The sequence below is a fragment of the Kribbella sp. CA-247076 genome, from assembly GCF_050942445.1.
Classification (GTDB): Bacteria; Actinomycetota; Actinomycetes; order Propionibacteriales; family Kribbellaceae; genus Kribbella.
Genome location: NZ_CP192051.1, coordinates 3,146,195 through 3,171,040 on the forward strand (window position 1 = coordinate 3,146,195; position 24,846 = coordinate 3,171,040).

At 70.6% G+C, this 24,846-nt stretch carries 24 protein-coding genes; 19 read left to right on the forward strand and 5 right to left on the reverse strand.

Going from position 1 to position 24,846, the window contains the following annotated elements:
- Nucleotides 1-9 precede the first annotated feature (9 nt).
- Nucleotides 10-1,860: an ABC transporter ATP-binding protein gene (locus ACQPYZ_RS14920; protein ID WP_433168508.1), complete on the forward strand. Its 1,851-nt coding sequence runs from the start codon at nt 10-12 to the stop codon at nt 1,858-1,860.
- A 76-nt stretch (nt 1,861-1,936) separates the two neighbouring features.
- Nucleotides 1,937-3,733: an ABC transporter ATP-binding protein gene (locus tag ACQPYZ_RS14925; RefSeq protein WP_433168510.1), complete on the forward strand. Its 1,797-nt coding sequence runs from the start codon at nt 1,937-1,939 to the stop codon at nt 3,731-3,733.
- A 151-nt stretch (nt 3,734-3,884) separates the two neighbouring features.
- On the opposite strand, the gene ACQPYZ_RS14930 is transcribed toward ACQPYZ_RS14925, so the two are convergent.
- Both ACQPYZ_RS14930 and ACQPYZ_RS14935 read right to left on the reverse strand, forming a co-directional pair.
- Nucleotides 3,885-4,205: a Fe-S cluster assembly protein HesB gene (locus ACQPYZ_RS14930; protein WP_132325801.1), complete on the reverse strand. Its 321-nt coding sequence runs from the start codon at nt 4,203-4,205 to the stop codon at nt 3,885-3,887.
- Nucleotides 4,206-4,580: 375 nt separating this feature from the next.
- Complete coding sequence (locus ACQPYZ_RS14935) at nt 4,581-5,585, reverse strand: hypothetical protein (protein ID WP_433168512.1); 1,005 nt, start codon at nt 5,583-5,585, stop codon at nt 4,581-4,583.
- Nucleotides 5,586-5,834: 249 nt separating this feature from the next.
- Here ACQPYZ_RS14935 and ACQPYZ_RS14940 point away from each other — a divergent pair, with 249 nt between their 5' ends.
- Nucleotides 5,835-6,701, forward strand: a complete 867-nt coding sequence (locus ACQPYZ_RS14940; protein WP_433168514.1) for a GNAT family N-acetyltransferase — start codon at nt 5,835-5,837, stop codon at nt 6,699-6,701.
- A 33-nt stretch (nt 6,702-6,734) separates the two neighbouring features.
- On the opposite strand, the gene ACQPYZ_RS14945 is transcribed toward ACQPYZ_RS14940, so the two are convergent.
- Nucleotides 6,735-7,835 (reverse strand): dipeptidase, encoded by a 1,101-nt coding sequence (locus ACQPYZ_RS14945; protein ID WP_433168516.1) that lies wholly within the window; start codon nt 7,833-7,835, stop codon nt 6,735-6,737.
- A gap of 64 nt (nt 7,836-7,899) precedes the next feature.
- Here ACQPYZ_RS14945 and hisI point away from each other — a divergent pair, with 64 nt between their 5' ends.
- The 15 genes from hisI to ACQPYZ_RS15020 all read left to right on the forward strand — a co-directional run bounded on the left by hisI (nt 7,900) and on the right by ACQPYZ_RS15020 (nt 21,389).
- Nucleotides 7,900-8,229: a phosphoribosyl-AMP cyclohydrolase gene (hisI, locus tag ACQPYZ_RS14950; protein WP_433168518.1), complete on the forward strand. Its 330-nt coding sequence runs from the start codon at nt 7,900-7,902 to the stop codon at nt 8,227-8,229.
- Nucleotides 8,226-9,716, forward strand: a complete 1,491-nt coding sequence (locus ACQPYZ_RS14955) for an anthranilate synthase component I (protein ID WP_433168521.1) — start codon at nt 8,226-8,228, stop codon at nt 9,714-9,716. Before hisI ends, ACQPYZ_RS14955 begins: the two co-directional genes overlap by 4 nt.
- Nucleotides 9,716-10,237 (forward strand): Trp biosynthesis-associated membrane protein, encoded by a 522-nt coding sequence (locus tag ACQPYZ_RS14960; RefSeq protein ID WP_433168522.1) that lies wholly within the window; start codon nt 9,716-9,718, stop codon nt 10,235-10,237. The genes ACQPYZ_RS14955 and ACQPYZ_RS14960 overlap by 1 nt, the downstream gene beginning before the upstream one ends.
- A gap of 68 nt (nt 10,238-10,305) precedes the next feature.
- Complete coding sequence (locus ACQPYZ_RS14965; RefSeq protein WP_433168524.1) at nt 10,306-10,560, forward strand: HGxxPAAW family protein; 255 nt, start codon at nt 10,306-10,308, stop codon at nt 10,558-10,560.
- Between the two features lie 14 nt (nt 10,561-10,574).
- Nucleotides 10,575-11,381, forward strand: coding sequence for an indole-3-glycerol phosphate synthase TrpC (gene trpC / locus ACQPYZ_RS14970; RefSeq protein ID WP_433168526.1), 807 nt, complete (start codon nt 10,575-10,577; stop codon nt 11,379-11,381).
- Nucleotides 11,382-11,459: 78 nt separating this feature from the next.
- Nucleotides 11,460-12,671: a tryptophan synthase subunit beta gene (gene trpB / locus ACQPYZ_RS14975; RefSeq protein ID WP_433168528.1), complete on the forward strand. Its 1,212-nt coding sequence runs from the start codon at nt 11,460-11,462 to the stop codon at nt 12,669-12,671.
- Nucleotides 12,664-13,491, forward strand: a complete 828-nt coding sequence (gene trpA / locus ACQPYZ_RS14980; protein WP_433168530.1) for a tryptophan synthase subunit alpha — start codon at nt 12,664-12,666, stop codon at nt 13,489-13,491. The genes trpB and trpA overlap by 8 nt, the downstream gene beginning before the upstream one ends.
- A 7-nt stretch (nt 13,492-13,498) precedes the next feature.
- Entirely contained in the window at nt 13,499-14,161 is a 663-nt protein-coding gene (locus ACQPYZ_RS14985; protein ID WP_433168532.1) for an SCO family protein, read from the forward strand.
- The gene (locus tag ACQPYZ_RS14990; RefSeq protein ID WP_433168534.1) at nt 14,158-14,655 is read left to right on the forward strand and encodes a MauE/DoxX family redox-associated membrane protein; all 498 of its coding nucleotides are present in this window, start codon (nt 14,158-14,160) and stop codon (nt 14,653-14,655) included. Before ACQPYZ_RS14985 ends, ACQPYZ_RS14990 begins: the two co-directional genes overlap by 4 nt.
- Nucleotides 14,652-15,371: a DsbA family protein gene (locus ACQPYZ_RS14995; protein ID WP_433168536.1), complete on the forward strand. Its 720-nt coding sequence runs from the start codon at nt 14,652-14,654 to the stop codon at nt 15,369-15,371. Before ACQPYZ_RS14990 ends, ACQPYZ_RS14995 begins: the two co-directional genes overlap by 4 nt.
- 72 nt (nt 15,372-15,443) lie before the next feature.
- Nucleotides 15,444-16,640, forward strand: coding sequence for a prolipoprotein diacylglyceryl transferase (lgt, locus tag ACQPYZ_RS15000; RefSeq protein WP_433168538.1), 1,197 nt, complete (start codon nt 15,444-15,446; stop codon nt 16,638-16,640).
- Nucleotides 16,633-17,355, forward strand: a complete 723-nt coding sequence (locus ACQPYZ_RS15005; protein ID WP_433168540.1) for a VIT1/CCC1 transporter family protein — start codon at nt 16,633-16,635, stop codon at nt 17,353-17,355. The genes lgt and ACQPYZ_RS15005 overlap by 8 nt, the downstream gene beginning before the upstream one ends.
- A gap of 185 nt (nt 17,356-17,540) precedes the next feature.
- On the forward strand, nt 17,541-19,544 hold the full coding sequence (locus tag ACQPYZ_RS15010) for an MMPL family transporter (protein WP_433168542.1): 2,004 nt from the start codon (nt 17,541-17,543) through the stop codon (nt 19,542-19,544).
- A 28-nt stretch (nt 19,545-19,572) separates the two neighbouring features.
- Nucleotides 19,573-20,748, forward strand: a complete 1,176-nt coding sequence (locus ACQPYZ_RS15015; RefSeq protein ID WP_433168544.1) for a sensor histidine kinase — start codon at nt 19,573-19,575, stop codon at nt 20,746-20,748.
- A complete protein-coding gene (locus ACQPYZ_RS15020; protein WP_433168546.1) occupies nt 20,745-21,389 on the forward strand; it encodes a response regulator in 645 nt (214 codons plus the stop codon). The genes ACQPYZ_RS15015 and ACQPYZ_RS15020 overlap by 4 nt, the downstream gene beginning before the upstream one ends.
- Before the next feature lie 42 nt (nt 21,390-21,431).
- Here the strand turns inward: ACQPYZ_RS15020 and ACQPYZ_RS15025 are convergent, their stop codons facing one another.
- Complete coding sequence (locus ACQPYZ_RS15025) at nt 21,432-22,442, reverse strand: 1-aminocyclopropane-1-carboxylate deaminase (protein ID WP_433168548.1); 1,011 nt, start codon at nt 22,440-22,442, stop codon at nt 21,432-21,434.
- 157 nt (nt 22,443-22,599) lie between these two features.
- Between ACQPYZ_RS15025 and ACQPYZ_RS15030 the strand changes: the two genes are divergently transcribed.
- Nucleotides 22,600-23,829, forward strand: coding sequence for a serine hydrolase domain-containing protein (locus ACQPYZ_RS15030; protein ID WP_433168550.1), 1,230 nt, complete (start codon nt 22,600-22,602; stop codon nt 23,827-23,829).
- A gap of 19 nt (nt 23,830-23,848) precedes the next feature.
- Here the strand turns inward: ACQPYZ_RS15030 and ACQPYZ_RS15035 are convergent, their stop codons facing one another.
- Nucleotides 23,849-24,655, reverse strand: coding sequence for a phosphotransferase family protein (locus ACQPYZ_RS15035; RefSeq protein ID WP_433168552.1), 807 nt, complete (start codon nt 24,653-24,655; stop codon nt 23,849-23,851).
- Nucleotides 24,656-24,846: the final 191 nt, after the last annotated feature.

The following is a 24,846-nucleotide window of genomic DNA, read 5'->3' on the forward strand; positions in this document are numbered from 1 at the left end:
GTGTTGCCCGTGCCGCCGAAAGTCCCGGACAAGGGGAGCGTGACCCGGAGGGGCTTCGCGGTCCTGAAGGTCGCGATCTGGGAGGAGCCGTGGATCTTCGCCCTGTCGGTGCTCGCGAGCATGCTGTACGGCGCGATGACGGTGGCCGACGGGTGGGCGCTCGGCTGGGCGACGGACCACGTGGTCCGGCCCGCGCTGGAGCGCGGTGACACCACCGGCGGCGCGATCGCGGCGCTGATCTCGCTGTTCCTCGGGATCGCGGTCCTGCGGGCGATCGGGGTGGTCGGCCGGCGGATCGGGGCCGGCATCATGCAGTTCCGGCTGCAGGCGACGTACCGCCGGCGCGTCACCCGGCAGTACCTGAAGCTCCCGCTCGAGTGGCACCACAAGCACCCGACCGGGATGCTGCTGTCGAACGCCAACGCCGACGTCGAGTCGATCTGGTTCGTGATCGCTCCGCTGCCGATGGCGATCGGGGTGCTCGCGATGCTCGCGTTCGCGACCGTCGCGATGTTCCTGGCCGACGTCTGGCTCGCGCTCGTCGGCTGCCTCGTGTTCCCGCTGGTGTTCGTGGCCAACGTGATCTTCCAACGCTACCTGCAGCCGCTCGCGACCCGGGCGCAGCAGCTCCGCGCGGACGTCTCCGAGGTCGCGCACGAGTCGTTCGACGGGGCCCTCGTGGTGAAGACGCTGGGCCGCGAGGCCGCCGAGACCGAGCGCTTCCGCGGCCCGACGTACGCCCTGCGGGACGCCAACATCGCGGTGAACAAGGCCCGCGGCATGTTCGACCCGGTGATCGACGGGCTGCCCCGGCTCGGGGTGCTCGCGGTGCTGCTGGTCGGCGTCGGCCGGGTGCGGTCGGGCGCCGCCGATCCCGGTGACGTCGTCCAGGTGGCGTTCCTGTTCACGTTGATCGGCTTCCCGATCCGCGCGCTCGGCTGGGTGCTCGGCGAGCTGCCGCGCTCCGTCGTCGGGTGGGACCGGGTCCAGCGGGTGCTGACCGCCGAGGGCGGGATGGAGTACGGCGACCAGCGGCTGACGTCTCCGAAGGCGGCGCGGCTGGACGTCTCCGGCGTACGGTTCGGGTACCTGCCCGAGCGGGACGTGCTCACCGGGGTGGACTTCACCATCGAGCCCGGCAAGACGGTCGCGATGGTCGGTCCGACCGGCGCCGGCAAGTCGACGCTGACCACGCTGCTGACCCGCCTCGTCGACCCGGAGGAGGGGGCGGTCAAGGTCGACGGTCTCGATCTGCGCGACCTCGCCCGGGACGAGCTCGCCGGCTCGGTCGCGCTGGTGGCGCAGACCGCGTTCCTGTTCGACGACACGGTCCGCGGCAACATCACGCTCGGCGGCGACTACAGCGACGAGGACGTCTGGGACGCGCTCCGGATCGCCCAGGGCGACGGCTTCGTCAAGGGGCTGCCGGAAGGGCTGGACACCAAGGTCGGTGAGCGCGGGACGACGCTGTCCGGTGGCCAGCGGCAGCGGATCGCCCTGGCCCGCGCGCTGGTACGCCGTCCGCGGCTGTTGATCCTGGACGACGCGACCAGCGCGGTCGACCCGCAGGTCGAGGCGCGGATCCTGGCCGGACTGCGGTCCGCGGTCCAGGACGCCGAGGCCGCGACCACCGTGCTGGTGATCGCCTACCGCAAGGCGACGATCTCGCTCGCGGACGAGGTGGTGTTCCTGGACGAGGGCCGGATCGCGGCGCAGGGGACGCATACCGAGCTGCAGCGGACGTCCGCGGCGTACCGCGAGCTGGTGGACGCCTACGAGAAGGACGCGGCCCGCCGCCAGGAAGAGGCGGAGCTGGCCGCGGAAGTCGACGACCTGGACGCGGAAGGAGCATCCGCGTGAGCGAGCGGAGCGAGTTCACCATCAAGTACAGCGCGCCTTGTGTCTCATCCGCGCCCGGAGCGAAGCGAGGACGCGGATGAGCACGGCGGAGACGACGAGACTTGACCACGGGGACGACGCGGGTGGTCTGGAGACGCTGCGGCAGGGGATCCGGGTGTCGCCCGAGCTGGCGCAGGGCTGGTGGATCACCGGGCTGCTCGCGTTGTTGATGACGGCCGGGCGCATCGTCGTACCGATCGCGGTGCAGCAGACGATCGACAAGGGGCTGTCGGGTCCGGGCGGGCCGGACATGTCCTTCGTGGCGTGGATGTGCCTCGTGTGTGCGCTCGGCGTGCTGGTCACCGCGGTAGCGTCGTACCTGACGACCGTTCGGCTCGCGATCAACTCCGAGCGTGGTCTGGCGACGATGCGGATCAAGGCGTTCCGGCACGTGCACGACCTGCCGGTGCTGACCCAGAGCACCGAGCGGCGCGGCGCCCTGGTCAGCCGGGTCACCTCGGACGTGGACACAGTCTCGCAGTTCCTGCAGTTCGGTGGGTTCATCTTCCTGGTCAGCATCGGCCAGATGCTGCTCGCGACCGTGGTCATGTTCGTCTACTCGTGGCAGCTCGCGCTCGTCGTGCTGATCTGCTTCATCCCGCTGTTCGCCAGCCTGAAGTACCTGCAGCGGCTGATGTCCGCGGCGTACGGCGTGGTCCGGGCGAAGGTCGGCGAGATGCTGTCCGCGATCGCCGAGCCCGTGGTCGGGGCACAGGTGGTCCGGGCGTACGCGATCGAGAAGCGCACCCAGGAGCGGATCGACGGCTCGATCGAGGACTACCGGCGGCAGGCGACCAAGGCGCAGGCGATCACCGGGCTGACGTTCTCGATCGGCGGTCTGGCGGCCGGCCTGGCGAACGCCGGGGTGCTGACGGCCGGCGTACTGCTCGGCATCGACGGCCAGGCGACGCTGGGGGAGATCCTCGCGTTCATGTTCCTGGTCGCGCTGTTCTCCGACCCGGTGCAGATCGCGACCCAGGTGCTCACCGACGCCCAGAGCGCGTTCGCCGGCTGGCGGCGGGTGCTCGGCGTGATCGCGACCCCGGCCGACGTGGTCGACCCCGGCGAGTCGGGTGTCGTCCAGGCGCGCGGGCCGATCTCGGTGGACTTCGCCGACGTGGACTTCGCGTACCCGGACGGTGATCTCGTCCTGCGCGACGTCGACGTACGGCTGGAGCCGCATCGGCGGGTCGCGGTGGTGGGCGAGACCGGGTCGGGGAAGACGACGTTCGCGAAGCTGCTGACCCGGTTGATGGATCCGACCTCGGGAGCGGTCCGGCTGGACGGCGTGGACGCGCGGGAGATCTCGTTCGCGTCGCTGCGGGAGCGGGTCGTGATGGTGCCGCAGGACGGGTACCTGTTCGACGCCTCGCTGGCTGAGAACGTGCGCTTCGGCCGGCCGGACGTGACGGACGGGCAGCTGCTCGCGGCGTTCGAGTCGCTGGGGCTGACCGACTGGCTGGAGTCGTTGCCGGACGGTCTGGAGTCCCCGGTCGGGCAGCGCGGCGAGTCGCTGTCGGCGGGTGAGCGTCAGCTGGTCGCGCTCGTCCGGGCGAACATCGCCGACCCCGACCTGCTGGTTCTCGACGAGGCGACCTCGGCGGTCGACCCCGGGACCGAGGTCCGGGTGAATGCGGCGCTCGAGCGGTTGATGGCCGGCCGGACGTCGGTGACGATCGCGCACCGGCTGTCGACGGCGGAGGCGGCCGACGAGGTGCTGGTCTTCGACGACGGCAGGATCGTCGAGCGCGGACCGCACGCGGAGCTGGTCGGCGCCGGCGGCGTCTACACCCGCCTGCACGACAGCTGGATCGCCCAACGCAGCGCGCTCTAGCCGCGGCGCTCGGTCCGGCGCTCACCGGCCCGAGTGCGTGGCGCTCAGGACGGCGCTGTCGGGCGTGACGTGCTCGGAGCCGGCTGTGGACGTGCAACGGCCGGGACCGTGGAAAGGGGCTGGTCCCGGCCGTTCACATCAGACGGTCGACTCAGGAGGTCGGGGCAGCACCGTTCTCCCGTCCGGTCCCCGGCTGGGGTACCAGCAGGAACTCGACGCCGCCCTTGTCGTCGACCGCCGCGTCCAGGATCTTGTCGTCCAGCGCGTTCGCTGCGTTCTCCTCGAGGAAGACCCGCGCTCCGCTCTCCTCGACCACCTGGTCACCCGGTCGTGGCGCCTCCGTGGTCGTCACCGCCAGCGCGGGGTTGGCCGGATCCTCCTGCGAGATCCGCACCCCGGCGCCGTCCGGCGCACCCTCGACCCCCGTGATGCTCTTGATCACCAGAGTCGCGTTCTCGGTCAGCGTCAGCACAACTACTCCAACCTGTAGACATCAGGAGTTCGCCCCGTGCCCGATCGCCCCAACCCCAAACACACCGTGTCCCAGCTCACCCCAGCCACCCCGACTTCGTGCACCCACCATCCACGTCTGCGGCGTAATTCTGGCTACTGGCTGCTCGAAGCGGACGACCCGCCCGGCCCGCCGTACGTTCGTCGTGCCGCGCGGGCTGCCATCGAGGCGCTGTCCGCCACCTGGGATCGCCCGCGTGTCTTTGTGCACGCACCACCCACCCGGAGCGCGTGATTGTGGTTGGTGGGTGCTCAAGGTGGTGCGGGCGGGGATGAGGTCGCGGGGCGTACGGCGTGGTCAGGCGCCGACGGGTATACGTCAGCGGCGGTGGATGGGTCAGGCGGCGTGGGGGTTGGGGGTGAGGGAGCGCCAGGTTGGTTCGTCGCCGGTGCGGGCGGCGCCACGGCGGAAGGCGGCGCGGAAGCGGCCGGCGAGAGCCAGGGGGTTGACGACTACGTCCTCCCACCCGAAGTGCACGAGTTCGACACCGCGGTCGCTGAGTCGTTGGTCCCGCAGATGACTCTGCCGCAGTCGCCGCCGGCGTTCTTCCGGTGTGTCGCCGTCGTACTTGGCGAGCCCGTCTGCCTCTCCGACGGTCCGGAACCACGGCCACCAGAAGTCAACGCGTTCCGGCAGCCAACGGAAGCCGTCGAAGAACTGAACCTGCAGTACGGGCGCCGGCAGTCCGGCCGCGGCGAACGCCGCGCGAGCGATCGACTCCAGCGCCGATTCCGAGCGGGGGTCGCCGAACGCGATCGCGGTCCGGGCCCGCCGTACCCCGGGCCAGTGGTGCTGTAGATCGAGTACGGCGGTCAGCGCCTCGATCGGCGTACCGGTGCGTAGCGCGTGGTCGATCGTGACGATCGCCTCGCGGAACTCCAGCTCTCGCGCGAGGTCGACGACGGTCCTGGCCACGGTCGTCACCGGCAACCACAGTGACCTCGTGACATCGTATGGCGGCAGGCCGGCTCGTCGTACGACGATGTCGGGGCGCCGTTGGTTGCGTTTGGCATTGGGTGGCCGAGTCAGCCAGACGGCGTCGGCCGGCGACGCGTTCGGGCGACGGCTGTCTGTCCACGTCCGGAGTCCTGCGAGCCCGGCCGCGCTGAGATGACTGATCACCGATCCTGGGTACGACGCGCGGGCACACGCGATCGCCGCGAGTTCCTCGTCCAGGCCTCCGTCGATGTAGAACCCGTGATGATGTTGCAGTTCGCGCCGACGTACCAGGCGTCGAATATCGGCATCGCTCAGTCCGAGTTCGCGCAGGGTTCGCCGGCGCTGTGGACGCCGCCGGGCATCCATCAGCCGGGTACGCGCGATGTCCGGAAGTCGATCCACGACACCAGCGTCTCCCGGCTGCAGCGACGTACGCATCCCCTCATCGCCGACCTGTGGACAACTGGCCGAACCTTAAGCACCAGCCAGTCACTTCTGGCCGCGAAGAATGGTTGTCCGGTGCTCAAAGTCGGTACACAGCGGGCGGGGAGGGGCGGGGGCGGGGAAGGTGCCGGGGGAGGGAGCGGGTAGAGAAGGGGTGCGGTGGAAAGTGGGGTGCGTGGGGGGCGTCGGGTGGTGTGTGATCGGGGGATGGCGATCGAGATGGGGATGCCGGGGGTCGACGGGCTGGGCGCGGCGGTGGGTGCGCTCAGGGAGTGGCAGTACGACGGGGCGCGGTCACAACTGCATCCCGGGGACATCGGCTGGTACTGGCGCTTCGGTGCCGAGAAGACCGCGGCGTCGGTGCGGACGTGGAGCCGCGCGGGGGAGATCGTGGCGGTCGGCCTGCTGGACGAGCCCGACCTGCTGCGGATGACGATCGCGCCGGACCTGCACATCGACGAGGAGCTCGCGCGCCAGGTGGCCGAGGACGTGTCGGCACCGGAGCGCGGCGTACTGATCGAGGGCAAGGTGTACGTCGAGGCGCCGATGGGCGCGCTGGTCCGGGACCTGCTGGTCAAGGACGGCTGGGAGGTCGACGACCCGTGGATCCCGCTGCGCCGTGACCTCGCCGAGCCGGTGGAAGACCCCGGTCTGCGGATCGAGGTGGTCGGCCCGGAGCAGGTGTCCGAGCGGACGGCGGTCCAGCGGGCGTCGTTCGACGGGTCCACGTTCACCGACGAGCGCTGGCACGCGATGGCGTCCGGACCGGCGTACGCCGACGCGCGGTGCCTGATCGGGCGGAACGAACAGGGTGACGCGGTCGCGGCCATCACCGTCTGGTCGGCCGGTCCGGGCAGGCCCGGGCTGATCGAGCCCATGGGCGTGCACCGGGGCCACCGCGGTCACGGTTACGGCCGGGCGATCACGGTGGCCGGGGCGCGCGCCCTGCGGGAGCTGGGCTCGTCGAGCGCGATCGTCTGCACGCCGGGCTTCAACGTCGGCGCGGTCGCCACCTACCAGTCGGCCGGTTTCGTCCCGCAGCCCGAGACCCGCGACGTCTACCGCAAAGCCTAGGCACGGGCTGGGCGACGGGCCGAGCAGCAGCGCTCAGGCAGCGGCCTCGTCAGCGGCCCGGAGGACGCGCAGGATGTTGCCGCCGGCAAGCTTCGCGAGCTCGTCGTCGCTCCACCCGCGGCCGGCCAGCGCCTCGAACAGGGCCGGGTACGTCGACACGTCCTCGAGCCCGACCGGGAGACCGGGGCAGCCGTCGTAGTCGCCACCGAGGCCGAGGTGGTCCACGCCGGCCACCTCGCGGACGTGCTCCACGTGCCGGACGACGTCCGCGAGCGTGGCCTCCGGCCGGGGCCGCCCGACCAGCGCCTCCAGCTTCCCGGCCTTGTCCAGCTCGGCCGTGGTCGCGCCGGCCTCCTCGGCCTTGGCGGCCGCCTCCTCGGACCAGTCGGCGTACTCCTGGGAGACGAACGCCGGCACGAACGTCACCATGCACACGCCCTCGTTCCGCGCGAGCGTCTCGAGTACGTCGTCCGGCGCGTTCCGCGGTACGTCGCACACCGCCCGCGCGGACGAGTGGCTGAAGATCACCGGCGCACTCGTCACCCGGAGCGCGTGCCGCATGGTGTCCGCGGAGACGTGCGACAGGTCGACCAGCATGCCGATCCGGTTCATCTCCCGGACGACCTCCTCGCCGAAGTCGTTCAGCCCGCCGAGCACCGGCTCGTCGGTCGCCGAGTCCGCCCACGACACGTTGTGGTTGTGCGTCAACGTCAGGTACCGGACACCGAGCGCACGCATCACCCGCAGCACGCCGAGCGACTCACCGATCGAGTGGCCGCCCTCCATCCCCATCAGCGACGCGATCCGGCCGGCCTTGATCGCGGCCTCGACCTCGTCCGCGGTGGACGTCAGCGCGAGCTCCGACGGGAACCGCTCGACCAGTCGCCGGACGAAGTCGAGTTGCTCGAACGTCCGGCGTACGGCGTCGGCGTCCTGCGGCACCCAGAGCGACCAGAACTGGGCGCCCACCCGGCCCTGCCGCAGCCGGGGCAGGTCGGTGTGCAATTGCGGAACCGGCCCGTTCAGGTCGTACGCGTCCAGGTCGTAGCCGCACAGCTCGTAGAACGCGATCGGCAGGTCGTTGTGCCCGTCGATGACGGGGTGGGCACGCAGCAGTTCGTCGATCCTCGGCATCGGGCCATCCTCGCAGTTCCGGACCATGGTCAGCAGGCCACCCGGGATCGGCGACAATGGGTGGGTGAGTATCGACGAGCTGACCTTCGACGCGGCCGGGCTGATCCCGGCGGTGGTACAGCAGTACGACACGCGTGAGGTCCTGATGGTGGGCTGGATGAACGCCGAGGCGGTCCGCCGGACCGCGGAGACCGGGCGGAACACGTTCTGGTCCCGCAGCCGGCAGGAGTACTGGGTGAAGGGCGAGACCAGCGGCCATCGTCAGCACGTCAAGCAGATCCTGGTCGACTGCGACGCCGACACCCTGCTCGTCCTGGTCGACCAGGAGGGCCCGGCCTGCCACACCGGCACCCGCAGCTGCTTCGAGCACGGCCAGATCGAGGTGAAGGGATGACCGCCCCCACCATCGAGACCTTCCGGGAGTACGCGAAGGACCGCCGGGTCATCCCGGTGACGCGCCGGCTGCTCGCGGACGCGGAGACGCCGATCGGTGTCTACGGCAAGCTCGCCGCCGAGCGCCCGGGCACGTTCCTGCTGGAGTCGGCCGAGAACGGCGGCGTCTGGTCGCGCTACTCGTTCGTCGGCGTCCGGTCCGCGGCGACGCTGACCGAGCGCGACGGCCAGGCCGTCTGGACCGGCAACCCGCCGGTCGGCCTGCCGCAGACAGGTGATCCGCTGGCGGCGCTGCGGGAGACGCTGGAGATCCTGCACACCCCGCGGCTGCCGGACCTCCCGCCGCTGACCGGCGGCATGGTCGGCTTCCTCGGGTACGACGCCGTCCGCCGGCTGGAACGGTTGCCGGACACAACGACCGACGACCTCGGCCTGCCCGAGCTGACGTTTCTGTTCGCCACCGACCTGGCCGCCCTCGACCATGAGACCGGCGAGATCTGGCTGATCGCGAACGCGGTCAACTGGGACGACTCCGACGAGCGCGTGGACGAGGCCTACGCGGACGCGGTCCGCCGGCTGGACGCGATGGAGCGCGACCTGGCCCGGCCGACCCCGTCGTACGTCGTCCGCGCCGACCGGGGCGCGCAGCCGGATCCGCACCGGCAGCGCTCAAGCGCGGAGTACCGGGAGGCGGTCGAGCACGCCAAGGAGGAGATCCGGGCGGGCGAGGCGTTCCAGATCGTGGTGTCGCAGCGGTTCGAGCTGCAGACGACCGCGAGCGCGCTGGACATCTACCGGGTGCTCCGCCGGTCGAATCCGAGCCCCTACATGTACCTGGTCCGCCTGGACGGGTTCGACATCGTCGGCTCCAGCCCGGAGGCGCTGGTCAAGGTGACCGACAACAAGGTCATCCTGCACCCGATCGCCGGCACCCGCCGCCGCGGGACGACGCCCGAGGAGGATCACGCGCTGGAGGAGGAGCTCCGGGCCGACGCGAAGGAGCGGGCCGAGCACCTCATGCTGGTCGACCTCGGCCGCAACGACGTCGGCCGGGTGTGCGCGCCGGGCACGGTCGAGGTGGTCGACTTCATGGACGTCCGGCGGTACAGCCACGTCATGCACCTGGAGTCGACCGTGACCGGGCAGCTGGCGGCCGGCAAGACCGCGTTCGACGCGCTGACCGCCGCGTTCCCGGCCGGAACGTTGTCCGGGGCACCGAAGCCGCGGGCGATGGAGATCATCGACAAGCTCGAGGTCACCCGCCGCGGGGTGTACGGCGGTGTCGTCGGCTACCTCGACTTCGCCGGCGACGCGGACACCGCGATCGCCATCCGGACCGCGGTGCTGCGCGGCACGACGGCGTACGTGCAGGCCGGTGCGGGCATCGTCGCCGACTCCGACCCGGCCGCGGAGGACGCGGAGTGCCGGACGAAGGCGGCCGCCGTGCTCAACGCGATCGCGGTCGCGGGAACGTTCAGCGAGGTGTGATGCGGCCGCAGCGACTCGTCGACGTCCTCACGCTGGCAGCGCTGGTCCTGCTTGCGCTGTCGGCGTACCTGACCTGGACGACCGTCAACGACGAGGCGTTCAAGGGGTACGACCTGACCCGCGCACCGGTCTTCCTCGCGCTGGCCGGCGTCGCGGCGGTGATCGTGATGAAACTGGCCGGTACGGCGCTGCGTCGCGTGCTGGCCGCTCTGGTCGTCGTGCTGGGTGTGCTGGCGGTCGTGGTCGCGTTCGGGGTCCGTCCGGAGCTCGAGGAGCTGACGCGGATGCGCCCGGCGCTCACGTTGGGGACGGACTCGTTCGAGATCGTCACCGGGCCGGCTCCCTGGTTCGCGCTGGCCGGGGGAGTGGCACTCGGGGCCGCGGGGGTGGTCGGCGTACTGACAGCGCACCGCTGGCGGCGTGCTACTACGCGGTACGAGCGTGATCCGGCGCCGGCGAAGGCGGATTCCGGAGCCGACCAGTGGAAGGCGATCGACGCCGGGGAGGACCCGACTCTCTGATCGCGGCGGGGTACCGACACAATAGGACGGGACGACGACGAGGAGTGGCGCCAACCATGGACAAGACGATGGCTGATCAAGGGGCGGATCAACCGGTGGAGCAGGTGGGCCAGGAGGCTCACGACCTGCACGGCAACAGCCCGGCGGCCTGGACCGCGGTGACCATCGTGCTGATCGCCTTCACGGTGGGTGCCGTCGCGATGGTGCTCGGGCCGAACTGGCTGCTGTTCTGGATCTCGGTCGCGATCGCCCTGGTCGGTGCGCTGACCGGCAAGGTGATGCAGCTGCTGGGCTTCGGGGTTCCGACCGACGACCGGCACTGAGGGGCGGACAGACGATGACTGTGCTCGACGACATTCTCGCCGGCGTCCGGGAGGACCTCGCCGAGCGCCAGGCGCGGGTCAGCCTGGACGACCTGAAGCTCGAGGCGCAACGCAAGCCCGACGCCAAGGACCCGATGCCGGTGTTCCGCGGCGACGGCATCGCGATCATCGCCGAGGTCAAGCGGTCCAGCCCGTCCAAGGGCGACCTGGCCGAGATCACCGACCCGGCCGCGCTGGCGGGGGAGTACGAGGGCGGTGGCGCGGCGGCGATCTCGGTGCTGACCGAGCAGCGCCGGTTCAACGGCAGCCTGGACGACCTGAGGGCGGTCCGCGGCCGGGTCGACGTACCCGTGCTGCGCAAGGACTTCATCGTGTCCTCGTACCAGCTGTGGGAGGCGCGCGCGGCCGGCGCCGACATGGTGCTGCTGATCGCCGCGGCGCTCGAGCAGGAGGCGCTGGTCTCGCTGATCGAGCGGGCCCAGTCGATCGGGCTCTGCCCGCTGGTCGAGGTGCACGACGAGGAGGAGACCCGGCGTGCGGTGGACGCCGGGGCCCAGCTGATCGGCGTGAACAACCGCAACCTGAAGACGCTCGAGGTCGACCGGGACACGTTCGCCCGGGTCGCGCCGACGATCCCGTCCAACCTGATCCGGGTGGCCGAGTCCGGCGTCCGCGGCCCGCATGATGTAATCGAGTTCGCGCGCGCCGGGGCCGATGTCGTCCTCGTCGGTGAAACCCTGGTGACCGGCCGCGATCCCCGCGCCTCGGTCGCCGACCTCGTCGCTGCCGGGTCGCACCCCGCCATCCAGCAGCGGCACTAGTACATCCGGGCCGGTCCACACGGCACCGGGACAGCAACTCTCCCGCGCCGTCAGGGCCGGGCTTGGAAGGTTTGTCGGATGTCCACAGTGCTGCCCGACCAGTTCGGGCACTTCGGCCGTTTCGGCGGCAGGTTCATGCCGGAGGCGCTGATCGCCCCGCTCGACGAGCTCACCACCTCGTGGCGGGAGGCGATGGCCGACCCGGAGTTCACCGGTGAGTTCGAGCGGATGCTGCGCCAGTACGTCGGCGCGCCGAGCCTGTTGTACGACGCGACCCGGCTGTCGGACGTGGCCGGTGCCCGGATCCTGCTGAAGCGCGAGGACCTGAACCACACCGGCGCGCACAAGATCCGCAACGCCATCGGCCAGGCCCTGCTGACCAAGCGGATGGGCAAGACCCGGGTGATCGCCGAGACCGGCGCCGGTCAGCACGGCGTCGCGACCGCGACCGCCTGTGCGTACATGGACCTCGAGTGCGTGGTCTACATGGGCGAGGTCGACACCGAGCGGCAGGCGCTGAACGTCGCCCGGATGAAGCTGCTCGGCGCTGAGGTGATCCCCGTCAAGACCGGCAGCCGGACGCTGAAGGACGCGATCAACGAGGCGCTGCGCGACTGGGTCGCCAGCGTCGACAAGACGCACTACATCCTCGGCACCGCGGCGGGTTCGCACCCGTTCCCGGCGATGGTCCGCGACTTCGTCCGCGGGATTGGCGACGAGGCCCGGGAGCAGTCGCTCGAACTGCTCGGCAGGCTTCCGGACGCCGCGGTCGCCTCGGTCGGCGGCGGGTCGAACGCGATCGGCCTGTTCGCCGCGTTCATTCCGGACACCGACGTGAAGTTGTACGGCGTCGAGCCGGGCGGCGAAGGCTTCGACACCGGGCGACACGCGGCCACGATCAGCGCCGGGCAGGTCGGCGTACTGCACGGCGCGCGGTCGTTCCTGCTGCAGGACGAGGACGGGCAGACGGTCGAGTCGCACTCGATCTCGGCCGGGCTGGACTATCCCGGCGTCGGGCCGGAGCACGCGTGGCTGGCCGAGACCGGGCGGGCGTCGTACCGGCCGATCACCGACGCCGAGGCGATGGAGGCGTTCCGGGTGCTGTCCCGGACCGAGGGCATCATCCCGGCGATCGAGTCCGCGCACGCGGTCGCCGGCGCGCTCGACATCGCCAAGGAGCTGGGGCCGGAGGCCACCATCCTGGTGAACCTGTCCGGCCGCGGTGACAAGGACATGGACACGGCCGCGTCCTGGTTCGGCCTGGCGGGCGAGGAGGCCGGTCGTGAGTGAGCTCGTTGCCCTGGGCAAGGCCGGGACCGCGATCCGGGCGGCGAACGCCGAAGGCCGCGGCGCCCTGGTCGGGTACCTGCCCGCCGGTTTCCCGACGTACGACGGTGCGCTGGACGGTTTGAAGGCGCTGGTCGACGGCGGTGCCGACGTGCTCGAGCTCGGCCTGCCGTACAGCGATCCGGTGATGGACGGCGTCACCATCCAGCGCGCGACCGAGGCCGCCCTGGCCGGCGGACTGCGGACCCGGGACGTGCTCAGTACGGTCGAGAAGATCGCGGCGTACTCCGACGTCCCGGTGCTGGTGATGACGTACTGGAACCCGATCGAGCGGTACGGCGTGGACCGGTTCGCGGCGGACTTCGCGAGTTCCGGGGGAGCGGGCCTGATCACTCCCGACCTGATCCCGGACGAGGGCGCGGAGTGGATCGCCGCGGCGGACAAGCACGAGCTGGACAAGGTCTTCCTGGTCTCGCCGTCGTCGACCGACGAACGGATCGCGATGACGACGGCCGCCTGTCGCGGATTCGTCTACGCGACCGCCGTAATGGGCGTCACCGGGGCTCGGGACAAGCCGTCCGAGCTCGCGGCGCCGCTGGTGGCTCGGGTGAAGGCCGCGACCCAGGTGCCGGTCGGCGTCGGGCTCGGGATCTCGAACGGCGAGCAAGCGGCCGGCGTGGCGGCGTTCGCGGACGCGGCCATCGTCGGCGCGGCGCTGGTCAAGGCGCTCGGGGACGGCGGCCCTGCCGCGGTCCGCGAGCTGACCGAGGAGCTGGCCGAAGGTGTCCGGCGGCGGGAACCCAGCGCGACCACCGGTCGTTGAACACGCCGTGAGTCGAACCAGGAGCGCGGCCGTTCTCCTCGCCGCGGTGGCTCTGCTCGCCCTCGCGGGCTGCAGCGGCGGCAAGGACAAGGAGCAGGCGGACAACCCCGGTGGTGCGGTCATCCGCACCACCCAGGACCCGCACGGACTGCGGGGCGCGACCCTGGACCGGCCGTACTCGTTGCCGTCGGCGACGCTGACCGACACCGGCGGCAACAAGTTCAACCTGGTCACCTCGACCAAGAAGCCGGTCACGCTGATCTTCTTCGGCTACACCAACTGCCCGGACGTCTGCCCGACCGTGATGGCCGACGTGGCGTCCGCGCTGACCAAACTGGACGAGCCGGTCCGCGACCAGGTGCAGGTGCTGTTCATCACCACCGACCCGGCCCGCGACACCGGTCCGGTGATGCGCAAGTACCTCGACCGCTTCGACCCGGCCTTCGTGGGGCTGACCGGGTCGCTGACCGAGATCAAGGACATCGCCAAGGCCGTCGGCGTCGCCGTGGAAGGCATGAAGAAGCTGCCGTCCGGGGGCTACGAGGTCGGCCACGGCGCCCAGGTGCTCGGTTTCGGCAAGAACGACAAGGCGAACGTGCTCTGGTTGTCGAACGCCGCCATCGGCGACCTCGCGCACGACTTCGGGAAACTGGTGGAGGACAACCAGTGAAGGTGCTGTTCCAGGAGCGGCCGTGGTTCCCGTGGGTGTCGCTGGCGGCCCGGCTCGTGCTCGGCGGCGTCATGCTGGTGGCCGGGGCCCTGAAGGTGACGGATCCGGAGACCGCGTCCCAGGCGGTCCGGGCCTACGACCTGCTGCCGTCGGCACTGGTCGCACCGGTCGGCTGGGGGCTGCCGTTCCTCGAGATCGCGATCGGGTTGCTGTTGATCGTCGGTTTCGGTGTCCGCGCCGCGGCCGTGGCCGCGGGTGTTTTCATGATCGTGTTCATCGCCGCGGTGGCCTCCGCCTGGGCGCGCGGCCTGGCGATCGACTGCGGCTGCTTCGGCGGTGGCGGCGCGGTCGCCCCGGGCGAGACGAAGTACCTGCAGGAGATCCTGCGGGACGTCGGTCTGCTGCTGCTGGCCGTCTGGTTGTGGCTGAGCCCGGTCAGCAAGTTCGCCCTCGAGTCCGATCCGCACACCCCGACAGGAGTCACCGCGTCGTGAGCAAGGCCAAAACCCCCGTGAACCCGCTGCTGCAGCAGAAGAAGCGGCGGATCACCCCCGGGATCATCGTGGTGCTCGTCCTGGTGCTCGCCCTCGGCGCCGGTGTCGGCGTGCAGTACTGGCGCAGCAACTCCGCCGTGGAGGTCAGCTCGAACGGCCGGCCCGAGCCGGCGGTCATCGAGGGCCCGGGCACCGCCGGCAAGGGCGTCACCGTCGGCAAGGAAGGCGCCAAGGCGCACATCGACATCTACCTGGACTTCCGCTGCCCGCACTGCGCGGAGTTCGAGGAGCGCACCGGCGCGACCGTCGACAAGCTGGTCCAGGACGGCACCGCCACCCTGACCTACTGGCCGCTGGCGTTCGTGAACCCGGACGCCTCGCCGCGGCTGGCGAACGCGTTCGCGGCCGCCGCCGCGAACGGCAAGGCGCTCAGCTACGCCGACGAGATGTACGCCGACTTCAGCAAGTCCTGGACGACCGACCAGCTGATCGAGTTGGGCAAGCAGCTGGGCATCGACGACGCCAAGTTCGAGCAGGCCGTCCGGGACAACACGTACGGCGGCTGGCTGGACACGGTCGCCAAGGCCGCCGACGACCGCGGGGTCAGCGGGACGCCGACGGTCTACGTCAACGACAAGCAGCTGGACGCCGACAACCTCACCGGCGAGGGCCTGCAGAAGGCCGTCGACGAGGCCGTGGCGGCCGCCGCGGGCTGACGCACCGAGTCCCCATCGTGACCATGAGTTCCTGGTCGCGCCGGGGCCGGTCGAGTAGCGTTCCTGGTTGCCATGTCTGATCTGATTCCCGCCGTGATCGTTCCGGCGTTCATCCCCAGTCCCAGCCAGGGTGTCTGGCACCTCGGTCCGCTGCCGCTGCGCGCGTACGCGCTGTGCATCCTGGCCGGCATCTTCGCCGGCTACTGGCTCGGCCGGAGGCGCTGGGTCGCCCGCGGCGGCTCGCCGACGGTACTCGCCGACATCATGTTCTGGGCCATCCCGTTCGGCCTGGTCGGCTCCCGGATCTACCACGTCATCACCGACGCCGAGCTGTACTTCGGCGAGGGCCGCAACCCGGTCGACGCGCTGAAGATCTGGCAGGGCGGGCTGGGCATCTGGGGTGCGGTCGGCTTCGGCGCGCTCGGCGCGTGGATCGCCTGCCGGCGGGCCAAGGTGCCGTTCCTCGCGGTCGCGGACGCGATGGCGCCGGGGATCGCGCTGGCGCAGGTGCTCGGGCGGTTCGGCAACTACTTCAACCAGGAGCTGTTCGGGAAGCCGACCGACCGGCCGTGGGGCCTGGAGATCGACCCGGCGCACCGGCCCGAGGGGTACGCCGACTTCGCCACCTTCCACCCGACGTTCCTGTACGAGGCGATCTGGAACCTCGGCGTGATCGCGCTGGTCATCCTGGCCGGCCGCCGCTTCCAGCTCGGCCACGGCCGCGCGTTCTTCCTGTACGTCGCCGGCTACACCCTCGGCCGCGCCTGGATCGAGAACCTGCGGATCGACACCGTCAACCACTTCCTCGGCCTCCGGCTGAACGTCTGGACGTCGATCGTCCTGTTCGTCCTCGCCGTCGCCGCCTTCGTCGTCAGCGCCCGCCTCCGCCCCGGCATCGAAGACATCTCCACCGGGCCCGCCGCCGGCACCCCGTCCGACGACGACAAGCCCACGGCCACGACCCCCGACACCCCCTCCGAGCCAACCACCTCCGCCGAAGACCAGCCCGCCGCGGCGTCGGGCGAGAGCGGCTCGGCGTCCGGCGACAGCCCGACTGTCGAGCCGTCGGCTCCGAAGGCCTCCTCCGAGCAGGACCCCACCGCCGAGCAGGACCCCACCGCCGAGCAGGACCCCACCGCCGAGCAAGAAACCACCGCTGTGGTGGAAACCCCCGCCGAGGCGGAGCCGACGGGAGGCGCGGCCGCCGAGGCGCACCGTCCGAAGGTGCAGGCGGGGAACGGGTCCGAGACCGATGGGGCTCGTGACTGAGGGGCCTGGGGTTTCGGCCGAGCATCACGGCGACCACACGCACCGTGATGTGAACGGCGGCTGGCTGCGGCCGGCGGTGTTCGGCGCGATGGACGGACTGGTCTCGAACTTCGCCCTGATCGCCGGTATGGACGGCGGCACCGAGTCCGGCTCGCGGTTCATCGTGCTCGCCGGCCTGGCGGGTCTCGCCGCGGGTGCGTTCTCGATGGCGGCCGGGGAGTACACCTCGGTCGCCTCCCAGCGTGAGCTCGCCCGCGCCGAGATCGAGATCGAACGCAAGGAGATCCAGCGGCACCCGGTCGACGAGGAGATCGAGCTCGCCGAGACCTACCGCGCGAAGGGCCTCGATCCCGACCTGGCCGGCAAGGTCGCCAAGCAGTTCCACACCGACCCGGACCAGGCCCTCGAGGAACACGTCCGCGAGGAGCTCGGAATCGACCCCAACGACCTGCCGAACCCGCTGGTCGCGGCCGCGTCGTCGTTCATCTGCTTCGCGATCGGCGCGTTCGTCCCGCTGCTGCCGTACCTCCTCGGCGCCGGCAACGTCGTACCCGCGCTGATCATGTCGCTGACCGCACTCTTCGTCTGCGGTGCCGTCGTCTCCCGCGTCACCACGCGGTCCTGGTGGTACTCCGGCCTCCGCCAACTGATCCTCGGCGGCCTCGCCGCGGCCCTCACGTACTTCGTCGGCACCCTGGTCGGCCCGAGCCTCTAGGCCCGGAACGGCCGCCCGTCGTACTCCGCGCGGAGTACGGCGAAGTGTCTGCTGTGGCGCGACGCGTCGACCCCCGCCTGGTTGACAGCGTGACTGCTATGACTTCTCAACTACGGACGCCTGACCGCACCGGTGCCCATACCGGACCGACGAGATCACGAACCAAGACCCTGCTTCCCTGGCTCATGCTGGCGGTGTGGATCGGGCTGGCGGTGGGCGGCTACTCACTCGCCGGCAAGCTCGACTCGGTGACCCGCGATGGCCAGGTCGACTATCTGCCGGCCAGCGCCCAGTCGACCAAGGTGCTCCAGGCCGAGGCCGGGCTGCCCGGCGGTGAGAACGGCCTGCTCGTGGTCGCCTACGAACGACCCGGTGGCCTGGAACCGGGCGATCGGGAAGCGGCCGTACGCGGCCACGCCGAGCTGGCGAAGCGATTCGGCACCGACGCCGACGCACCGCCCGAGATCGTCGGCTCCGACGACGGCACGGCCCTGATGTACGCGCTGCCGCTCGACCGTGATGCGGTCGCCGAGGAGGCCCGCGTCACCGCGGACGCGCGAGCCGTTCTCGCCGACCGACCGGACGGCCTGAACGCCTACGTCACCGGACCGACCGCGCTGGGGGCCGACATGGACGAGGTCTTCGATGCCGTCGACGCGAGGTTGCTGCTCGCAACTACGGTGGTTGTGGCGCTCCTGCTCATCCTGACGTACCGCAGTCCGCTGCTGTGGCTGGTCCCGCTCGCCTCGGTCGGGGTCGCGGCGGTTGTGTCGATGGGTGTCGTCTACGCACTCACACAGCTCTTCGACTTCACCATCACGAGCATGAGCTCAGCGCTGCTGATCGTGCTGGTCTTCGGCGCGGGCACCGACTACGCCCTGCTTCTCGTGTCGCGCTACCGCGAGGAGTTGCACCGCCACGAGCGGCCGATCGACGCGATGCTGGCGGCGCTGCGTGGAGCCGGCCCGGCCATCCTCGCCTCGGCCGGGACGGTGGTCGCCGGCCTGTTGTGCCTGTTGGCCGCGGATCTCAACAGCATCAGCAGTCTCGGCCCGGTGGGTGCGGCGGGCATCGGGGCCGCAGTGCTGGTCATGCTGACGTTCTTCCCGGCCCTGCTGGTGGTGCTCGGGCGCCGGGTGTTCTGGCCGTTCGTGCCGCGACTTGGAGTTGAGGCGCGCACATCTGGATCGCGGTGGGCTCGGCTCGGCGAGCTGGTCGCGCGGCGCCGCGTCGTCGGTTGGGTGGTGCCGCTGGTGATCCTGGGCGGTCTCGCGCTGGGCACAGTGGGTGCCAGCGGCTCGCTTCCGCAGCTGGACCAATTCGCCCGTTCGGCACCGGAGTCGGTGACCGGGGCGAAGCTGATCGAGGCACGCTACCCCGACCAGAGCGGCCAGCCGCTGACCGTGATGAGTCGACCGGACCGTAGCCGCGAGGTCCTGGCTGCCGTCGAACGTACGCCGGGGGTCGCCGACGCCGAGCTCGGCCGGGCCGGCGAGGACTGGGTGGAGATCTCCGTGATCCCGGTCGACTCGCCGGAAAGCGCGGGGGAGACGGCAACGATCAAGCGGCTGCGGGAGAACGTGCGCCAGGTCGCCGGTGAGGCCGTGCTGGTCGGCGGGCCGAGTGCCGAGAAGCTCGACGAGGCCGAGACCAACAAGACCGACCGCAATCTGGTGATGCCGCTGATCCTGCTGGTGGTGCTCGCCATCCTCGGGCTGCTGCTGCGGGCGATCGTGGCTCCGCTGGTGCTGGTCGCCACCGTCGTGGTGTCGTACTTCGGAGCGCTCGGACTGTGCAACCTGTTGTTCGACCGGGTGCTCGGTTTCGCCGGGTTGGAGTCGTCGGTTCCGCTGATCGGATTCCTCTTCCTGGTCGCGCTCGGTGTCGACTACAACATCTTCCTGATGACCCGGGTACGGGAGGAAGCCGTCCGGCACGGCACTGTCGACGGCACGAAGCGGGGACTCGCGGCGACAGGTGGCGTGATCACGTCGGCGGGCGTCGTGCTGGCGGCGACATTTGCGGTGCTCGCCTCGCTGCCGCTCGTCATGCTCGTCGAGATTGGGATACTGGTTGCCGTCGGCGTGCTTATCGACACCTTGCTGGTGCGGTCCGTCGTGGTGCCCGCACTGACGATGTCGCTGGGTTCGCGGATCTGGTGGCCCAGCAAGCTCTCGCGCGCGGAGTAAGGACAGTGTCGATGACCGTGGTTCAACGATGACGGCGCTCCGTCCGCCAGTGGCCGACCGGCTGCTGGCGGCGGGGTCGTTCGTGCTCGGCGTCGTCGCCGCGATCACGCTCGAGGCGGTCGATTTCGACGGCGAGCGAAGCGTGGATGTGTGGGCGATCGTCCTCCTCGGCGCGATGTCGGCGCCGTTACTGGCCCGCCGGCGCTGGCCGATCCCCGTCGTACTCGCGGTCCTCGTGGTGTCGACGCCGTACCACCTCCTCGACTATCCCCACGAGGCCACGATGCCGCCCTCACTGGTGGCGGCGTTCACGGCGGCGCGCTACAGCAGTCCGCCGCGGCGGGCCGTTGCCGCCTTGGTGGCGGTGGGTGCGGTGAGCGTGCCTGTCGTCGCCGACGAGGTGTCGGGGTCACCTGGCGATGCTGTCCTCGGTATCGGCTGGCTGTTCATGGCCTTCTTCGCCGGGCTGGCGGTCCGCTTCCATCAAGACTGGAGGGCCGCCGTCACCGCGCGACTCGAACAGGAGCGTGCCGACGAGGTCGAGCGGCGGGTCGCCGAAGAGCGGGTACTGATCGCTGCCGAACTGCACGACGTCCTCGCGCACGGCCTCGCGGTCGCGAACGTGCAGGCGTCCGTCGCTGTTCACCTGATCGACCAGTTGCCGGGTCGGGGCGAACCGCCGCTGCGGGAGCTGTCGAGCACATTGCATGACCTGTCGGACGCGAGCCGGGCCACGCTTCACGAGTTGCGTGCCGTTCTGGACGTGCTGCACGGTGGCGAGGCCGAGCCGACCGAGCCGGCGCCGCACCTCGGCGAGTTGCAGCGTCTGGTGGAGATGGCCGAGGAGGCCGATGTCCGGGTCGACGTGCAGGCCTCGGGGCTGCCGGACGAGTTACCGTCGACGGTGTCCGTCGTGGGTTATCGGATCATCCAGGAGTCGCTCATCAACGTCATTCGCCACTCGACGGCCAAGCAGGCAACCGTCCGGCTCGACCAGGACGGCCACCGGCTGCGGATCGCGGTCATCGATCATGGGCCCGCGCGACCGGGGTCAGGCATGACCTCGGCCGGCTTCGGGATCATCGGGATGACCGGGCGGGCGCAGGCAGTCGGCGGCGAGCTGTCCGCCGGGCCGGGCGAGTCCGGAGGATTCGAGGTGTGGGCCAGCCTTCCGCTGCCGGAGACCCGGCAGGTGCCTTCGTGATCCGGGTCCTGCTCGCCGACGACCAGGCTCTGCTGCGCGGCGCGTTCGCGCTGCTGGTCAACTCCGCTGACGACATGGAGGTCGTCGGGGAGGCCGGCACCGGCGACGAGGCGGTGACACTGACCCGGGCCCTGCGCCCCGACGTCGTTCTGATGGACATCAGGATGCCGAGCACCGACGGTATCGAGGCGACCCGGCAGATCGTCGCCGATGACGGACCGAGCGGCAGCAAGGTGCTGATCCTGACCACGTTCGAGACGGACACCAACGTGCTGCGCGGTCTCCGCGCGGGGGCGTGTGGGTTCCTCGCCAAGGACACGCGTCCAGACGTGCTGCTGGACGCCGTCCGCACCGTCGCCGCGGGGGAGGCGCTGCTGTCGCCCGGCGCCACCAGGGCGGTCATCACCCGCGCGCTGAGTCGCCCGGACGCCCCTGCACCCGAGCGGCTGGCCAGCCTGACAGCACGCGAACGCGAAGTGCTTCGGCTGGTCGCAGCGGGCCGAAGCAACCAGGAGATCGCGGACGAGCTGGTCGTCAGCCCGCTGACCGCCAAGACTCACGTGGGCCGCATCCTCGCGAAGCTGGGCGCCCGCGACCGGGTGCACCTCGTGATCGCCGCGTACGAAGCCGGACTCTCCTAGGCGCACCGCGAAGCATGATCCGCCCGGAAGAGTGCGGACGAACTAGGCCCGGAACAGCCCGCTGTACGCGTTCAGCGCGGGCTGGCCGCCGAGGTGGGCGTAGAGCACCGTGGAGTCCTTCGCGATCTCGCCGTTGCGGATCAGGTCGATCAGCCCCGCCATCGACTTCCCCTCGTAGACCGGGTCGATGATCATCCCCTCGAGCTCGCCGGTCAGCCGGATCGCGTCCAGCGTCGACTGCACCGGGATCCCGTACAGGTCACCCGCCCAGCCCTCGAGGACGACGATCTCGTCGTCCCGCAGCTCCCGCCCGAGCCCGATCAGCTGCGCGGTGGCGCGCGCGATCCGCTCGACCTGGTCCCGCGTCTCCTCGAGCTTGGCGCTGGCGTCGATGCCGATCACCCGTCGCGGCCGGTCCTGCCCGGCGAAGCCCGCGATCATCCCGGCCTGGGTCGACCCGGTCACCGCGCAGACCACGATCGTGTCGAAGAACACGCCGAGCTCCCGCTCCTGCTGCGCGACCTCGTCGGCCCACCGCGCGAACCCGAGCCCGCCGAGGCGGTGGTCCGACGCACCGGCCGGGATCGCGTACGGCGTACCTCCGCGCGCCTCGACGTCCGCCAGCGCCTGCTTCCAGCTGTCCTTGAACCCGATCCCGAACCCGGCCGGGTCGAGCCGGACCTCGGCGCCCATGATCCGGCTGAGGAGGATGTTCCCGACCCGGTCGTTGAGCGCGTCCGGCCAGTCGACCCAGTTCTCCTGCACCAGCACGGCCTTGAGCCCGGCCTTGGCTGCGACCGCCGCGACCTGTCGCGTGTGGTTCGACTGGTAGCCGCCGATCGACACCAGCGTGTCCGCGCCCTGGGCCAGTGCGTCCGGCACGAAGTACTCCAGCTTGCGGGTTTTGTTCCCGCCGTACGCCAGCCCGGAGTTGCAGTCTTCGCGCTTGGCCCAGATCCGCGCGCCGCCCAGGTGCGCGCTCAACCGCTCGAGCGGATGCACCGGACTCGGACCGAACAGCAGCGGATACCGCGGAAAGTCAGCCAGTTCCATCGTTCCTCCGCATCAGGTCGCCTGCGTACATCTTCGCGCCTGCGGTGACCGGAGTGTCAGCGGTCGTGTCAGGGCCGTGTCAGCGGCCTCGGCGAAGGTTGTCTCCGTGACGCCGGGACGGGTCACGACAACGAACACACGACGAAGGAGCTTGATGATGGAAACGGGCACCCGCGGTCTCTCCGAGGCTGGGAAGCGCCGGCTGCGTGACGTGCTGGCGCAGTACGTCGACTCGGGGAAGGTTCCCGGGGTTGTCGCCCTGGTCGGCTACGGCGACGAGACGTACGTCGAAGCGCTCGGCACGATGCAGCACGGCGGCGGAGCCCCGATGCGGCGGGACACGATCTTCCGGATGGCCTCCACCTCGAAGCCGGTGTCGGTCGCGGCGGCGATGGTGCTGCTGGACGAGTGCCGGCTGCGGCTGGACGACGCGGTCCAGGAGTGGCTGCCGGAGCTGGCCGACCGGCAGGTGCTGAAGCAGATCGACAGCCCGCTGGACGACACCGTGCCGGCGCGGCGGCCGATCACCGTCCGCGACGTACTGACCTCCACGGTCGGGATCGGCATGGACATGACGTCGCTGGGCACGCCGATCATGAACGCGGTCTTCGAGCAGGGACTCACCCCGAACCTGCCGGAGCCGATGCCCGAGCCGGACGAGTGGATGCGCCGCCTCGGCGCGCTGCCGCTGATGCACCAGCCGGGTGAGCGCTGGCAGTACCACATCAGCAACGACCTGCTCGGCGTACTCGTGGCCAGGGTGACCGGCCAGTCGTTCGAGGCGTTCCTGCGGGACCGCATCTTCGACCCGCTCGGGATGAACGACACCGGCTTCCACGTGCCCGCCGAGAAGATCGACCGGCTGCCGACGCTGTACGCGCCGGACCCGCAGACCGGTGAGTTCCACGCCTGGGACGAGCCTGTGGACGGCCGGTGGAGCAAGCCGCCGGCGTTCGAGGGTGGCGGTGGCGGGCTGGTGTCGACCGCCGACGACTACCACGCGTACTTCCGGATGCTGCTCAACGGCGGCATGCACGGCAACGAGCGGATCCTGTCCCGGCCGGCGGTCGAGCTGATGACCACCAACCGCCTCTCACCCGAGGTGCAGGCCGCCCGGCACGCGATGGCGGTCGACAACGTGCACATCTCGCACGGCCAGGGCCAGCACGGCGGCTGGGGCTTCGGCATGGCGGTGCGCACGTTCCGCGGCGACTACGCGCCCATCGGCCAGTTCGGCTGGGACGGCGGCAGCGGCACCTCGACGTACGCCGACCCCCACAACCACCTCACCGGCATCCTCCTCACCCAACTCGGCGCCTCCGTCCCCACCCCCATCCACCTCATGCACGACTTCTGGACAACCCTCTACCAATCCATCGACAACTGACCGACCCGGCCGCCCGAGCTCACCCTCGGGCGGCCGCGGCCTCGTCGATCACGTCCGACAACGTCTCCAACCGCTCGAGGTGATCCCCGGGGTCAGGCTGGGTCAGCGCCCACGCCGCCCGCGACACCGCGGTGTACGCCGCCACCAGCACAGCCCCACGCCGTACGGCGTCCGTCTGCCCTCCGTGCGCGTCCAGCAACTCGTTCAGTGGGGTGTCGACCGCCAGGAGCAGGTAACCGAGGTCGAACCCGGCCGGGCCGAGCCCGAACTGCTCCCAGTCGATAGCCAGTACGTCGTCCCCGTCCCGCCCGAGCAGGTTCACCGGATGCGCGTCACCGTGGGTCGGCACCCGCGGCAGCGCATCCAGCTCCGCCAGTGCCGCGTCCCGCCGTACCCACAAGGCCTCGTACTGCGGCAGCGCCGACCAACCGCCGCGACGCTCCACGGTCCGCAGACGGTCACGAAGTACCTCACGAGCACCCCAAGTCGGCTCGTCCACCTCCGCTCCGGCGAACCGGCCCAGCGCGGCAGCCAACGCCTGTGGAGACCAGGTAGCAGCCTCTACCCGGGCGAGGCGCAGAGTGATTCCGTCCGGATCCTCCTCGACACCGAGACAGGCCGGGGAGCGGAGGCCTGGGGTCGTGGTGACCAGTCCGGAGGAGGCGACCAGCGCCTGCCGTCGCCAGTAGGCGTGGTGTCTGGCGTTCTCCACGCCCGATACCAGGCGTTTGACCACCACACCATCGTTCGTGAGCCAGACGCCGCCGGTGGCCTGTCCGGTGCCGGTCGTCAAGGGATACCACTCGGGGGAGGGCCGCCAGGTCATGTGCAGGAGTTAACCGGCAACGGCGGTCTCAATAGGTGAATTTTCGGGTGGGTGGTTGGTTGGGGAGCGGGGTTGTTGGGAAGATGGTGGGGCAGGTAGTGAGCGCTTGCTTACTGTGGGTGAGACAGGTGTGTGACGGTGGAACGGGCGTCCATCAGGCGGGCGCTATGAGGTAGTCTCGGGACTCCCGG